Source organism: Rhizobacter sp. P2_D12 (assembly GCF_056404395.1).
The window spans coordinates 1-12,500 of sequence record NZ_JBFUEB010000063.1; the positions used below are offsets into that span (position 1 = coordinate 1).

General features: G+C 67.8%; 15 protein-coding genes and 1 riboswitch. Of the genes, 7 read left to right on the forward strand and 8 right to left on the reverse strand.

Annotation, left to right across the window (positions count from 1 at the left end; genetic code table 11):
- A partial coding sequence (locus tag AC1DYN_RS20235) for a hemerythrin domain-containing protein (protein ID WP_477962848.1) occupies positions 1-555 on the forward strand: 555 nt, incomplete at its 5' end.
- Positions 556-626: 71 nt separating this feature from the next.
- On the opposite strand, the gene AC1DYN_RS20240 is transcribed toward AC1DYN_RS20235, so the two are convergent.
- Positions 627-1,520: a transglutaminase family protein gene (locus AC1DYN_RS20240; protein WP_477962850.1), complete on the reverse strand. Its 894-nt coding sequence runs from the start codon at positions 1,518-1,520 to the stop codon at positions 627-629.
- Between the two features lie 120 nt (positions 1,521-1,640).
- The gene (locus AC1DYN_RS20245; protein ID WP_056805736.1) at positions 1,641-1,988 is read right to left on the reverse strand and encodes an FKBP-type peptidyl-prolyl cis-trans isomerase; all 348 of its coding nucleotides are present in this window, start codon (positions 1,986-1,988) and stop codon (positions 1,641-1,643) included.
- Between the two features lie 99 nt (positions 1,989-2,087).
- Between AC1DYN_RS20245 and AC1DYN_RS20250 the strand changes: the two genes are divergently transcribed.
- Positions 2,088-3,107 (forward strand): methionine synthase, encoded by a 1,020-nt coding sequence (locus tag AC1DYN_RS20250; protein WP_477962852.1) that lies wholly within the window; start codon positions 2,088-2,090, stop codon positions 3,105-3,107.
- Positions 3,108-3,160: 53 nt separating this feature from the next.
- Complete coding sequence (gene argG, locus AC1DYN_RS20255; protein WP_477962854.1) at positions 3,161-4,495, forward strand: argininosuccinate synthase; 1,335 nt, start codon at positions 3,161-3,163, stop codon at positions 4,493-4,495.
- On the opposite strand, the gene darG is transcribed toward argG, so the two are convergent.
- Together darG and darT are read right to left on the reverse strand one after the other, a co-directional pair.
- On the reverse strand, positions 4,496-5,608 hold the full coding sequence (darG, locus tag AC1DYN_RS20260; protein WP_477962856.1) for a type II toxin-antitoxin system antitoxin DNA ADP-ribosyl glycohydrolase DarG: 1,113 nt from the start codon (positions 5,606-5,608) through the stop codon (positions 4,496-4,498).
- Complete coding sequence (gene darT / locus AC1DYN_RS20265) at positions 5,605-6,255, reverse strand: type II toxin-antitoxin system toxin DNA ADP-ribosyl transferase DarT (protein WP_477962858.1); 651 nt, start codon at positions 6,253-6,255, stop codon at positions 5,605-5,607. Before darT ends, darG begins: the two co-directional genes overlap by 4 nt.
- 183 nt (positions 6,256-6,438) lie before the next feature.
- On the opposite strand from darT, the gene AC1DYN_RS20270 reads away from it, so the two are divergent.
- Positions 6,439-6,867 (forward strand): hypothetical protein, encoded by a 429-nt coding sequence (locus AC1DYN_RS20270; protein ID WP_477962860.1) that lies wholly within the window; start codon positions 6,439-6,441, stop codon positions 6,865-6,867.
- A gap of 48 nt (positions 6,868-6,915) precedes the next feature.
- On the opposite strand, the gene AC1DYN_RS20275 is transcribed toward AC1DYN_RS20270, so the two are convergent.
- Both AC1DYN_RS20275 and AC1DYN_RS20280 read right to left on the reverse strand, forming a co-directional pair.
- Positions 6,916-8,358: a DHA2 family efflux MFS transporter permease subunit gene (locus AC1DYN_RS20275; protein ID WP_477962862.1), complete on the reverse strand. Its 1,443-nt coding sequence runs from the start codon at positions 8,356-8,358 to the stop codon at positions 6,916-6,918.
- A 16-nt stretch (positions 8,359-8,374) separates the two neighbouring features.
- Complete coding sequence (locus tag AC1DYN_RS20280) at positions 8,375-8,803, reverse strand: VOC family protein (protein WP_477962864.1); 429 nt, start codon at positions 8,801-8,803, stop codon at positions 8,375-8,377.
- 105 nt (positions 8,804-8,908) lie between these two features.
- Here AC1DYN_RS20280 and AC1DYN_RS20285 point away from each other — a divergent pair, with 105 nt between their 5' ends.
- The 3 genes from AC1DYN_RS20285 (at position 8,909) to AC1DYN_RS20295 (ending at position 10,496) form a co-directional block, all read left to right on the forward strand.
- Positions 8,909-9,550: a TetR-like C-terminal domain-containing protein gene (locus AC1DYN_RS20285; RefSeq protein ID WP_477962866.1), complete on the forward strand. Its 642-nt coding sequence runs from the start codon at positions 8,909-8,911 to the stop codon at positions 9,548-9,550.
- A gap of 93 nt (positions 9,551-9,643) precedes the next feature.
- Complete coding sequence (locus AC1DYN_RS20290) at positions 9,644-10,144, forward strand: hypothetical protein (RefSeq protein WP_477962868.1); 501 nt, start codon at positions 9,644-9,646, stop codon at positions 10,142-10,144.
- 16 nt (positions 10,145-10,160) lie between these two features.
- Complete coding sequence (locus AC1DYN_RS20295) at positions 10,161-10,496, forward strand: hypothetical protein (RefSeq protein WP_477962870.1); 336 nt, start codon at positions 10,161-10,163, stop codon at positions 10,494-10,496.
- A 7-nt stretch (positions 10,497-10,503) separates the two neighbouring features.
- On the opposite strand, the gene AC1DYN_RS20300 is transcribed toward AC1DYN_RS20295, so the two are convergent.
- Together AC1DYN_RS20300 and AC1DYN_RS20305 are read right to left on the reverse strand one after the other, a co-directional pair.
- Complete coding sequence (locus AC1DYN_RS20300) at positions 10,504-10,977, reverse strand: 6,7-dimethyl-8-ribityllumazine synthase (protein ID WP_477962872.1); 474 nt, start codon at positions 10,975-10,977, stop codon at positions 10,504-10,506.
- An 82-nt stretch (positions 10,978-11,059) separates the two neighbouring features.
- Positions 11,060-11,217, reverse strand: a riboswitch (FMN riboswitch).
- 44 nt (positions 11,218-11,261) lie between these two features.
- A complete protein-coding gene (locus AC1DYN_RS20305; RefSeq protein WP_477962874.1) occupies positions 11,262-12,488 on the reverse strand; it encodes an alpha/beta fold hydrolase in 1,227 nt (408 codons plus the stop codon).
- Positions 12,489-12,500 lie beyond the last annotated feature (12 nt).

A 12,500-nucleotide genomic window follows, 5' to 3' on the forward strand; every position in this document is an offset into this window, starting at 1 on the left:
CCGTCGCGCTTCGATGCCATCGAGATGCTGAAGGCCGACCACATCGCGATCAAGAAGTTGTTCATCGCCTTCCACCAGCTCAGTGACCGCAGCAACACCGAGGGCGAGCGCCGTGCCGTCGCCGAGCGGGTCTGCATGGAGCTGACGGTGCATGCCCAGATCGAGGAGGAGATCTTCTACCCGGCGGTGCGCGCCGCGATCGGCGACGACGCGCTGATCGACCAGGCCGAGGTCGAGCACGGCAGCGCGCGCGAGTTGATCACCGAGATATCGTCGATGAAGCCGGGCGATCCGCAGTTCGACGCCAAGGTGCTGGTGCTGGGCAAGCACATCGACGCGCACGTCGAGGAAGAGCACTCGCAGATCTTCCCGAAGGCCAAGAAGGCGAAGATGGACCTGAAGTCGCTGGGCGCGCGGCTGGCGTCGCGCAAGGCCAAGCTGATGGAGGACTACCAGGCGATGCTGAGCGGGGGGGAACCGCCGGAGGATGAGAACGCGGACCCCGTCGGCCAGCCGCCTCGGGAGCATGCGCAGCATCCCGTCACTCGGGCGTGAATGACGGACGAGTCCCGGATTGGCATCCGGGCTACGCGCTGCCCGTAGCCCGGATGCCAATCCGGGGATCGTCACCCTGTTCGCGTGACCCGAACCTCGACGTTCATCCCGAGATAGGCATCCGCGTCGCCGAACCAGCTGCCCGAGATCGGCGCCGCCTGCTTGGGATCGCGGACGACGCCGACACGCACCAGCTGTGATCCGCCGAGGATGTTGTTGGTCGGGTCGAACGGCAACCATCCAGCGCCCGGCAGATAGGCCTGCAACCATGCGTGGGTGGCGCCTGCTCCGGTGGTCTCGCTGACTTCCTCGCCGCTGGCCGGATCGAGTGCCGGGTCGTAGAGGTAGCCCGACACGAAACGCGCCGCAACGCCGAGCCGCCGCACGGCTTCCATCATCAGCAGCGCGAAGTCGCGGCAACTGCCGGTGTTGAGTTCCAGCGTCTTCAGCGGGTCCTGCGTGCCTTCCTCGTCGCGGTCGGCGTAGGTGAAGTTGTCGCGGATGTGCTGGTTCATGCGCACCAGCATGTCGCGCGTGCCGGTGGGACCGTCGGTGCGAATGAACTGGCGTGCCCACGCGGACAGCTTGCCGTCCGGATCGTCGTGGTGGGGGCGCAGGTAGTGCTCGAGGTCGAAACGTTCGTCGACCGAGTACGAGAACGGAAAGAACTCGGCGGAGGGAGACAGCGGCAACTCGAGGTTGTGGCTGCTCGCATGCTCGATGATGAACGAGCAGACGAACTTCAGCTCTTCGGCCTCGCCTTGTGGTTGCACCAGCGCGATGGAGTTCGAGTACGGATCCTGGATCATCCGCACGGTGGCTTCGGGGCTGACCTGCAGGTCGGTGGCCAGCACACGCAAGTCGTGGCTGTCGCGGGGCCGGAACATCACGCGGTGTTCGCCGAAGCGGACCGGCTTGGCATAGCGGTAGGTCGTCGTGTGCGTGATGCCGTACTGGATGGTCATGCTGGCCTCATGTCTTTTCGCGGACCGCCGCCGGTGTAGCAAAGGCGGGTGCGGGCAGGCKGGGGACCGCCCCATCCGGCGCGCCCCAGCCTGCCCGCACCCGCCTTTGCCGCCGGGGACTCAGACCCCGAGCAACTCGACCTCGAACATCAGCGTCGCATTCGGCGGAATCACCCCACCCGCACCGCGAGCCCCATACCCCAGCTGCGGCGGAATCACCAGCACCCGCGTGCCGCCGACCTTCATCCCCTGCACGCCTTCGTCCCAGCCCTTGATCACCATCCCGGCCCCCAGGCCGAACTCGAACGGGTCGTTGCGGTCCTTGCTGCTGTCGAACTTGGCGCCCTTGACGCCGTTGTTGTACAGCCAGCCGGTGTAGTGCACCGAGACGTGTTGGCCGGCTTGGGCTTCGGCGCCGGTACCCGGCACCGTGTCTTCGTACTGAAGGCCGGAAGCGGTGGTTTGCATGGCAGATCCTGTGGGTGGGCAAAGCCGGGATGCTAACGCGGGTGCGCGACACCCGCCCCGGTGGGAGGACAATCGGCCGCACGTTTTCAGGAGACCCCGATGTTCGATGCAACCGTCGCCGGCAGCCTGCCGAAACCCGCCTGGCTGGCCGAGACCGGCAAGCTGTGGCCCACCTGGCGGGCCGAGGGCGCGGAGCTGGCCCAGGCCAAGCTCGATGCCACGCTGCTGTGGATCAAGGCCCAGGAGGACGCGGGCCTGTCGGTGATCGGCGACGGCGAGCAGTCGCGCCAGCATTTCGTGCACGGCTTCCTCGAGCGCGTGGCCGGCATCGACTTCGAGCACAAGGTCGAGATGGGCATCCGCCGCGACCGCTACAAGGCGATGGTGCCGCAGGTGGTGGGGCCGCTGCGCCTGACCGGCCGCGTGCATGCGGCCGAGGCGCGCTTCCTGCGGGCGCACACGCAGCGCAGGATCAAGTTCACGCTGCCCGGCCCGATGACCATCGTCGACACCGTGGCCGACCGCTTCTACGGCGATCGCGTCAAGATGGCCTTCGCGTTCGCCGAGCTGCTGAACCAGGAGGCGCGCGCGCTGGAGGCTGATGGCGTCGACGTGATCCAGTTCGACGAGCCGGCCTTCAACGTCTACATGGAAGAGGCGGCCGACTGGGGCGTGAAGGCGCTCGAACGCGCGGCCGAGGGCCTGCGCTGCACGACCGCGGTGCACATCTGCTACGGCTACGGCATCCAGGCCAACATCGACTGGAAGAACTCGCTGGGCGACGAATGGCGCCAGTACGAGAAGGTGTTCCCGGCGCTGGCCGCGAGCCGCATCGACCAGGTGAGCCTGGAGTGCATCCATTCGCACGTGCCGCCCGACCTGATGGCGCTGCTTGCCGGCAAGGACGTGATGGTGGGCGTGATCGACGTCGCGAGCGACACCATCGAGACGGCCGAAGAGGTGGCCGACACCATCGGCCGCGCGCTGCAGTTCGTGCCGAAGGAGCGGCTGATCCCGTGCACGAACTGCGGCCTCGCGCCGATGAGCCGGACGGTGGCCGAGGCCAAGCTGAAGGCGCTGGGGGAGGGGGCGGCGCTGGCGCGCCGGCGTGCCGCCTAAAATGGCGGCCCGCCCGCTCGTCGGTTCGCAGTTTCCCCTCTCGAAGATCCCAGATGGCCACCATCCTCCAGAACCTGCCCGCCGGGCAGAAAGTCGGCATCGCCTTCTCCGGCGGCCTGGACACCAGCGCCGCGCTGCACTGGATGCGCAACAAGGGCGCCGTGCCCTATGCCTACACCGCCAACCTGGGCCAGCCCGACGAGCCCGACTACGACGAGATCCCGCGCAAGGCCATGCAGTACGGTGCCGAGAAGGCGCGCCTGGTGGACTGCCGGCTGCAACTGGCCAACGAAGGCATTGCCGCGCTGCAGGCCGGCGCCTTCCACATCTCGACGGCCGGCATCACCTACTTCAACACCACGCCGCTGGGCCGCGCGGTCACCGGCACCATGCTGGTCGCGGCGATGAAGGAGGACGACGTCCACATCTGGGGCGACGGCAGCACTTTCAAGGGCAACGACATCGAGCGCTTCTACCGCTACGGCCTGCTGACCAATCCGAACCTGAAGATCTACAAGCCCTGGCTGGACCAGCTCTTCATCGACGAACTGGGCGGCCGCGCCGAGATGTCGGCCTTCATGACCAAGGCCGGCTTCGGCTACAAGATGTCGGCCGAGAAGGCCTACTCGACCGACTCCAACATGCTGGGTGCCACGCACGAGGCCAAGGACCTGGAGCACCTGAACAGCGGCATCCGCATCGTCAACCCGATCATGGGCGTGGCCTTCTGGCGCGATGACGTGGCCGTCAAGGCCGAGGAGGTCACGGTGCGCTTCGAAGACGGGCAGCCGGTGGCGCTGAACGGCCAGACCTTCGCGAGCCCGGTGGAGCTGTTCCTCGAGGCCAACCGCATCGGCGGGCGCCACGGGCTGGGCATGAGCGACCAGATCGAGAACCGCATCATCGAGGCCAAGAGCCGCGGCATCTACGAAGCCCCGGGGCTGGCGCTGCTGCACATCGCTTACGAGCGCCTGGTGACCGGCATCCACAACGAGGACACCATCGAGCAGTACCGCATGAACGGGCTGAAGCTCGGGCGCCTGCTGTACCAGGGCCGCTGGTTCGACCCGCAGGCCATCATGCTGCGCGAGACTGCGCAGCGCTGGGTGGCGCGCGCGATCACCGGCGAGGTGACGCTGGAACTGCGCCGCGGCAACGACTACTCGATCCTGAACACCGAGAGCCCGAACCTGACCTATGCGCCGGAGCGGCTGTCGATGGAGAAGGTGGAGAACGCGCCGTTCTCGCCGCTCGATCGCATCGGGCAACTGACGATGCGCAACCTCGACATCGCCGACACGCGCGAGAAGCTGATGGTCTATTCGAAGGCAGGGTTGCTGTCGACGGCGGGTGGGGCGGCGTTGCCGCAGCTCAAGGGCGACGACTGATCAGGTGGTCTGCGTCGCGTGACTCGGCGCGGTGCTCGGGTACAGCGGACTGTTCAGCAGGCGGTCCAGGGCGACGCCAATGGCGCGCTCGTCGAAGAGTCGATGTTTGCGCTCGCCTGCGCCATCGGCTTCTTCGGCGGGCCAATGCCTCAAGGCTTCTCTCAAGGCCGCCGTGTCGGCGGAGATTCCCGTCCGGCTCAAGAGCCAATCGACGGAGGCCAGCAGTTCCATGCCATACGGGGATTCGAAGCCGTCGATGAGTTCGCTTGTGGCGTCCAGTGCCGGAAGTAGATCAGTGGCTTCGCTCTTCAGGAATGAGTGGACAAGATCCTTGCGGGAGTCGTCGAACCAGATGACATCCAACGGGCTCGCATCGGCGATGCGCTTGGCGCTGCGAAGGTAGCTTCCATCCAGGCTGTTCAGCAGATGGTTGAGCTTCGGGGCGAATGGCCCATACCGATGGGCCTTGAACTGCAGATGCAGGTCATTGGGCAGACCGAGCTGTGCGACCGTCCGTTCAAGGAACCAGGCCAGCTTCTGAATTTCGAGCAGGCTGCACTCCATGCCGAGGATCCAGTAGCGGCGCACCATTTCGGCAATCAACGCGCGCGCAGGCGTCAACTTCTCAACGCCCGTACGCTTCGCGACATTCTGGTATTTGTCTGTCGGCTCGAAGACCAGTACTTCCACATCATCGAGATCGTGCAGCGCTTCCTCGATGCGAGCCTTCACCGCGGGCCACTCCAGACCACCGTTTCCCGCCCCCAGCGGGGGAATGGCAATGGATCGCACATCCCGTTCCTTCAGAACGCGTTTGAGATCTTCCAGTCCGGCTTCGATCCATTCCAGCCGCGACGGCGATCGCCAGTGATCCTTCGTCGGAAAGTTGATCACCAGCCGGGGACCGCTCAACTCGCCGGTTTCCGTGACGAACATGTGCCCGACTCGAACTTCCGCGGCCCTGCAAGCTGCGGCGTACAGGTCAAAGTTGCGCTCGAAGCGTTCCTTGAACATCAAGGCAATACCTTTGCCCATGACACCGACGGTGTTGACGGTGTTGACCAGGGCTTCGGCGCCCGATTCGAGAAGGTTGCCTTGTGTGTAGGTGATCATCGGAAGTACCAACCAGGGCGCGTATGGACGGGCAAGGACGTTCCCAGAGCGGACATTGTCTGCTCAATGTCTGCCTTCACGCCACCGCTGTAACACACGATCCCCAGCAAGGCATCGAGAGGGACGTGGCGGTGCACCAGCGCCTCGGCCTGGTACCGTTCGAACCTCGCTGGATCTTCGGGATCTCGCTTGAAGTCGCGATGCTGAAGCAAGGGCCAATCGATCTGCTCGAGGTCGCTCAGGTCGTCATGGAAATTCGCCCACCGAAAGTAGGCGTGGCTGTCGGTGAACAGGAACGGCAAACCCATGGATTTCAGCCGGTGCATGCTGGAGACGAGGATCACGATGTCCTCGTTGGGGCATTGTTTGATGCCACCCCACCCCGTGTGGATGTTGTGGAGCATCACCGAGAACGGTGTGAAGTAGAAGGGCACGTAGTCGCTGAGTACACCGCCCGGGCTGACGGGTACCGGGTGCGATGCCCGTTTGCTGATCAATTCGACGTTGCCGATGCTCACCCATCCAGGGGACTGCACCTCGCTGCTGGCGCAATGCAAGCCGTGCGCCAAGACCCAGGGAAGGTTGCTCCTGTGCAGGATGCGCCAGATGAGCGCCTTCTCGGGATTCAGATTCGGATAGCGGGTCATGGCATCTTGGGGCTCGGCCGGGAGGATTGTCGCCCGGACCCACGTGGTGATGGCTGCCTACACCCTGAAGGGTCAGCGTCCTATCGACGACCCGGTGGGGCGCATCGATCATCCTGACGCGTGGTCCCCGAGTTGGATCGCTGCATCCACATGAGGTATCGAATGAAAAACTCAACAATGTCCGTGTCCCTGGTTTTGGCTGCCGCATCGATCGCGGCCGGCTGCAGTTCCACCCCCAGCAACCTGCAGACGGCCACCGGCGACACGCGCCCGCAGCCCGTCATCGTGCAGGTGCCGGTGCAGATCTCGACCCCCGAGCTGGAGTCGGGCTGCTGGGCCCAGTTCTACGGTGAACGCAACTTCAAGGGCGACGTGGCGACCTTGGTCGGGCCGGTCTCGCTCGACAGCGCCGACAAGATGAACGGCAGGCAGCTCAAGAAGGAGATCGACAGCCTGGTGACCGGTCCCAAGGCCACGCTGCGCGTCTACGAGCACGCGATGTTCAAGGATCGCTCCATCGCCTTCGGCCCCAACAGCCGCGAAGGTGGCTTGATCACCAAGCTCGGCATCGGCGGCCAGATCCAGTCGCTGCAGCTCGAGTGCAGCGCTTGAGCGGTTGACCGCGATCCCGGATTGGCATCCGGGATCGTGTCCATCACTTCACGCCACCTGAGGCGCCTGGCTTTCAGCCGAAGCCTGGACGGTCGTGAACCGTGCTGCCCCAAGCACCCCACCCACCGCGGCAAACACGCCGCCGATCAGGAACGCGAGGTGGTACCCCGCCGTCAACGCGCTCTTCGGGTCGGCCCCGGCCTCGACCAGCCCGCCGGTGCGCGCCGCCGCCAGGCTGGCCAGCAGCGCCAGCCCCAGGGCGCCGCCCATCATGAACGCTGTGTTGACGATGCCCGATGCGAGCCCCGAATCCTGCGGCTTCACCTCGCTCATCGCCGCCAGCAGCAGTGGATTGAACGCGACGCCCGCGCCCACGCCCAGCAGCAGCATGCTCGGCAGCAGGTCGACCCAGAAGTTGCCATCCACCGGCGCGCGCGCGAACAGCGCCAAGCCGAGCGCCGCCACCAGCAGCCCGCCCGCCAGCGGCCGCTTCAGCCCGAAGCGCATCACCAGCTTGGCCGACAGCCCGAGCGAGAAGGCCGCCATGATCAGGTTGGACGGCAGGAAGGCCAGCCCCACCTGCATCGGCGTGTAGCCCAGCACCAGCTGCAGGTACAGCGCCGAGATGAAGAACCACGCGAACATGCCGGCCGCCCACAGCACGCCGACGATGTTGGACGTCGCCAGGTTGCGCAGCCGGAACAGCGACAGCGGCACCAGCGGCTCGGCCACGCGCGACTCGATCGCCAGAAAGATGCCCAGCAGCACCACGGCGCCGCCGAGCATCGCGAGCGTCTGAACGGACAGCCAGCCCGCCTCGTTGCCGTTGACGATGGCATACACCGCCAGCATCAGCGCCGCGGTGATCATCGCCGCGCCGGCCACGTCGAGCTTCGCGCCGCCGGCCGACGGCGGCGTGGGCGGCAGCAGCACGCGGCACAGCGCTGCGACCGCGATGCCGATCGGCAGGTTGACCAGGAAGATCCAGTGCCAGCTCAGCGCGCCGGTCAGCAGGCCGCCCAGCAGCACGCCGATGCTGCCGCCGCCGGCGCAGACGAAGCCGTAGACGCCCATCGCCTTGGCACGCTCGGCCGGCTCGGTGAACAGGTTCATGATCAGCGACAGCGAGATCGCCGACACCACCGCACCCGCCAGCCCCTGTACCGCGCGCGCGACGATCAGCAGCCCCTGCGAGTTCGCCAGCCCGCAGGCCAGCGACGCCAGCGTGAAGCCGGCGATGCCGAGCAGGAACAGCCGGCGCTGGCCGTACAGGTCGCCGAGCCGCCCGCCCAGCAGCAGGAAGCCGCCGAAGGTCAGCATGTAGGCGTTGACCACCCACACCAGCGAGGTCTCGGTGAAGCCCAGGTCGCTGCGGATCGACGGCAGCGCGACGTTCACGATGGTGGTGTCGAGCACGATCATCAGCACGCCCAGGCACAGCACGGCCAGGGCCATCCAGCGTTTTCGGGCATCGAGGTGGCGGTGGGGCATGAAGAATCCTCCGGGATCAGGACGCAGGGGTGGACGCCGGGACGATGATCATCCACGACACGCCGAAGCGGTCGGCCACCATGCCGAAGCGCGGCGAGAAGAAGGTGGTCGTCAGCGGCTGCTCGATCCGGCCCCCGTCGCCGAGCGCGTTGAACAGCCGGTCGGCATGCGCCGCGTCCTTCGCGGTGATCGACAGCGAGAAACCCTTGAAGTCGGTCTTGCCGCCGCCCAGGCCGTCGGACGCCATCACCAGCGTGTCGCCGATGGTGAAGGCCGCGTGCATCACGTTGTCCTCGGCCCCGGGCGGGCACATCTTCGGGTCCGGCGGCTCGGGGCTGTCCTTCATGCGCATCATCATCGTCACCTCGGCACCCAGTGCCTTGCGGTAGAACGCGAGCGCCTCTTCGCAGCGGCCGTTGAAGAACAGATAAGGCTGGACTTGCATGACATCTCCTTGCGATCCGACAGGAAGCACGGGTACGATGATTGTGTACACCGTCCACAAACCATAGCAGCCGCTCGCGGCGCTGTCTACCGACAAGCTGATGACATGAGTCGACCCGACGTCAGGCAGCGCGAGACCTACCGGCATGGCGACCTGCAGCGGGCCCTGCTGCTGGCCGGCATCGCGCTGGCGCGCAACGGCGGCCCGGATGCCGTGGTGTTGCGCGAGGCCACGCGGCGTGCCGGCGTGGTGCCGAATGCCGCCTACCGGCATTTCGCGAGCCACCATGAGCTGTTGCAGGCGGTGCGCGCGGCCGGGCTGGCGGCGCTGGCCCGCGCGATCGAGGCCGAGCTGTCGGCGCTGCCGCGCCAGATGGCGGCCCCGCTGGCGGCGCGCGCCAGCCTGCGTGCGGTCGGCGTCGGCTACCTGCGCTTCGCGCAGGCCGAGCCCGGCTGGTTCCGCACCGCGTTCTCGGTGCCCGACCCGGTGGAAGCGGATGCCGATCCGGCCAAGGCGGGCGACAGCGGGCTCAACCCGTTCCAGTTGCTGGCTGCCGCGCTCGACATGTTCGTCGTCGCCGGCCTGATGCCCGCCGCGCAGCGGCCCGGCGCCGAATACCTGGCCTGGTCGGCGGTGCACGGACTGGCGCTGCTGGTGATCGACGGGCCGCTGCGCGGGTTGCCGACCGCGCAGGTGGGGGCGTTGGGCGAACGGCTGATCGCGATGGTGGAGCGCGGCCTGTCGTAGCCAGCCGACACACCCCCAACAGAGGGGGCCGGCAATGGGCGACGCCGCGGCGGCGGCTGGCTAGACTGCGCCGTCCCCGTCGCTTCGAATCCCATGAAACAGGCTCCGTTCCTGCTCAAGATCTGCTACTGCCTGACACTGTTCGGCCTGATGGTGCCGATGGTGCTCGCGTGCCTCGCGGCCGCCACGGCCGGCGCGGATGCCGCGCACCTGGCGCCGTGGGTGGCGGGCGCAGGCGCGCTGGTGCTGCTGGCCGCCGGGATCTACCGCATCAGCCTGGTGGCGGGCGTGCCGGGGACGCTGGATGCCTGGCCGGCGTCGGGCGTCGCCGATGCACTGCGCCGGCTCGGCTCGGTAGGCCTTTACGCCGGCGCGGCGGTCGGCGTGCTGAACCTGCTGGCGCTGCTGGGTTCGTTCGACCTGGCGCCGCTGGTGGCCGCGGCCGGCGGCATCGGCCTGGTCGGGCTGGTGCTGTTCGAGTTCGGCCGCCTGCTGTCGTTCGAGCGCCGCGCACGCGAAGAGCTGTCGCCGCAGCGCCTGCGGCCCTCGCCGGCGATCGAGGGGCATTCGAGCCTCGATCGCCGCCGCCGTTGATTGCGCAGGGTTCCTCATGTCCCGACTGACGTTCGGCGACCGCATCGCATCGGCCTTCGTCGGCGCGGTGGTCGGGGCGGTGATCGGCGCAGCCGTCGCGTGGTGGCTGGGCGTGTACCGCGACGTGCTGCCGGTCGCCGAGCTGAAACCGGTGTTCGTGCGCTGGATCGGCGGCAGCGCGCTCGGCTTCGGCCTCGTCGGCCTGCTGTTCGGCCCGGTGGTCGGCAGCCTGCTCGGCGTGGTGATCGGGGCCTTGTTCCGCGCCGAGGACCCGCGCCACACGTCGTTCCCGAACTGGGTGACCGTGCCGCTGGTCCTCGGCGTGCTCTTCCTCTACTGGAAGTTCGGCTGACCCCTCGTCAAGCCGCGATCGAGCGCAGCCCGTCCAGCGTCGCGAGGCATGCACCGGCCACTTCGGCGCCCTTCTTGACGAAGTGCTCGCTGAAGAACTGCCGGTGCTCTGCGTGCTCGTGGAAGTGGCGTGGCGTCAGCACGGCCGAGAACACCGGCACGCCGGTGTCCAGCTGCACGCGCATCAGGCCGTCGATCACCGCGGCGCTGACGAACTCGTGGCGGTAGATGCCGCCGTCGACGACGAGCGCGCAGCCGATGATGGCGTCGTAGCGCCCGCTGCGCGCGAGCTTCTGCGCATGCAAGGGGATCTCGAACGCGCCGGGCACGTCGAACGCGTCGATGCCGCGCGTCGAGACCCGTCGTCGCTCGAACTCGGCCAGCAGGCCGCGGCGTGCCTGCTCGACGATCTCGCGGTGCCACGAGGCCGAAACGAGCGCGATGCGCGGGGTGGAAGGAGAGGTGGTGGAGGTCTGATTCATGGGTTTTTCCATCGATGGAGGGCCAGAATCAGGGCGCGCGACAACGCGAACGCCGCGACCGAAGCCGCAGCGCACGTGGTATTCGCGTTTCTCTTTCATCCGGACTGTGACCGTCGGCCCTGGCATCGCACCAGGTCTGCTGACCCCGTTCGTGCTGACGCACGCACGGGCGCTCGCGGGCTCCCGTGATCGCTCACGGATACCGCCGGTGGGGAATTCCGCCCCGCCCTGAGAACGCTGTCCGCCGGTGAAGGCGGACGCAGCGATTCTAGGAGCCCGCGGCCCTAGTCGCAGCGTGCCGCGCCGCCGGCCACGCAATCGAAGAAGCCGAGCACCCGGTGCAGCACCGGGATGCGCACCGCATCGGCCTCGATCAGCAGCGAATGCCGGCCCTGCATCGCCGTGCGGCCGACGCAGTAGCCGGCGGCGTGGGCCGCGTTCAGCGTGTCGCAGAAGGTCTTCTGCGCCGACGGCTTCACCACCACGTCTTCCTCGCCCTGCAGCAGCAGCACCGGCTGGCGGATGCGCCCGGCAGCATCGCCGCGCACGCGCTCGGCCGCGGCGCAGGCCTGCTGGAACCAGCGGTACGACACGCCGCCCACCTTGGCGTGCGGCGAGCCGCAGTCCGGGCCGTCGCAGCGCGCCTGCGCTCGCATGTCCCAGTGGCGCTTGAAGCGCGCCGCGCTGTGGGTCAATGCGTTCGGCGCCTCGGGCGCCCGCTGCCGGATCAACGCGTAGGCCGGATCGAAGGGCGTGCCCTCGGCATAGCTCTTCGGCATCAGCCACGCGATGCCCGACAGCTGCATGGTGCCGCCGTCGCACAGGTAGTCGGCCAGCTGGGCCGTCACGCCGGCATGGCTGGCGCCGGTGGCCCACGGCGCCATCATCGGCGTGACCAGCGCCAGCGCCGAGATGCGGGCCGAGGGCGAGGCCTCGAGGAACAGCGCGGCCGCCGCGCCGCCCATCGAGTGGGCCAGCAGGAACAGCGGCAGCGGCCGCCCCACGCGCGCGGCGCGCACCGGGCCGTCGACGAAGCTGGCCAGGTCGTTCGCGTAGTCGTCGAAATCCTCGACGTGCCCGATCGAGTCGTCCTGCAGCAGCCGTTGCGAGAACCCCTGGCCGCGGTGGTCGTGGATGTAGACCGAGTAGCCGCTGCGCACCAGGTCGCGCACCGTCTCCTGGTACAGCGCCAGCCCCTCGGTGCGGCCGGTGGCGATGACGATGCCGCCGCGGGTTTCAGCGCGATGCTGGTACAGCCGGTAGTGGATCTTCACGCCGTCGACGCCGCGGAAGGCGCCGCGCGTGAGCTGGGCATCGCGCAGCGCGATCGCCTCGAGGTCGGTCCAGCTGGGCGATGCCGCCAGATCGGCCTCGGTGCCGATCACGTAGGGTGCCGCGCCGGACGTTTCGAGCGGCGGGAAGGAGGGCGTCTGCTGCGCAACGGCCAGCCCTGCCGCAGCCGCGAAGGCCGCCGCTGCGGCGAGGCGCCGCGTCCAGGATCTCCAAGTCATTTCAGGGTGCCT

What these genes read in the sequence shown, in the direction of transcription:
- AC1DYN_RS20240 (WP_477962850.1), bottom strand. Translation starts at nt 1,520, where the DNA reads ATGACCATCCAGTACGGCATCACGCACACGACGACCTACCGCTATGCC.
- AC1DYN_RS20245 (WP_056805736.1), bottom strand. Translation starts at nt 1,988, where the DNA reads ATGCAAACCACCGCTTCCGGCCTTCAGTACGAAGACACGGTGCCGGGT.
- AC1DYN_RS20250 (WP_477962852.1), top strand. Translation starts at nt 2,088, where the DNA reads ATGTTCGATGCAACCGTCGCCGGCAGCCTGCCGAAACCCGCCTGGCTG.
- argG (WP_477962854.1), top strand. Translation starts at nt 3,161, where the DNA reads ATGGCCACCATCCTCCAGAACCTGCCCGCCGGGCAGAAAGTCGGCATC.
- darG (WP_477962856.1), bottom strand. Translation starts at nt 5,608, where the DNA reads ATGATCACCTACACACAAGGCAACCTTCTCGAATCGGGCGCCGAAGCC.
- darT (WP_477962858.1), bottom strand. Translation starts at nt 6,255, where the DNA reads ATGACCCGCTATCCGAATCTGAATCCCGAGAAGGCGCTCATCTGGCGC.
- AC1DYN_RS20275 (WP_477962862.1), bottom strand. Translation starts at nt 8,358, where the DNA reads ATGCCCCACCGCCACCTCGATGCCCGAAAACGCTGGATGGCCCTGGCC.
- AC1DYN_RS20280 (WP_477962864.1), bottom strand. Translation starts at nt 8,803, where the DNA reads ATGCAAGTCCAGCCTTATCTGTTCTTCAACGGCCGCTGCGAAGAGGCG.
- AC1DYN_RS20285 (WP_477962866.1), top strand. Translation starts at nt 8,909, where the DNA reads ATGAGTCGACCCGACGTCAGGCAGCGCGAGACCTACCGGCATGGCGAC.
- AC1DYN_RS20290 (WP_477962868.1), top strand. Translation starts at nt 9,644, where the DNA reads ATGAAACAGGCTCCGTTCCTGCTCAAGATCTGCTACTGCCTGACACTG.
- AC1DYN_RS20295 (WP_477962870.1), top strand. Translation starts at nt 10,161, where the DNA reads ATGTCCCGACTGACGTTCGGCGACCGCATCGCATCGGCCTTCGTCGGC.
- AC1DYN_RS20300 (WP_477962872.1), bottom strand. Translation starts at nt 10,977, where the DNA reads ATGAATCAGACCTCCACCACCTCTCCTTCCACCCCGCGCATCGCGCTC.
- AC1DYN_RS20305 (WP_477962874.1), bottom strand. Translation starts at nt 12,488, where the DNA reads ATGACTTGGAGATCCTGGACGCGGCGCCTCGCCGCAGCGGCGGCCTTC.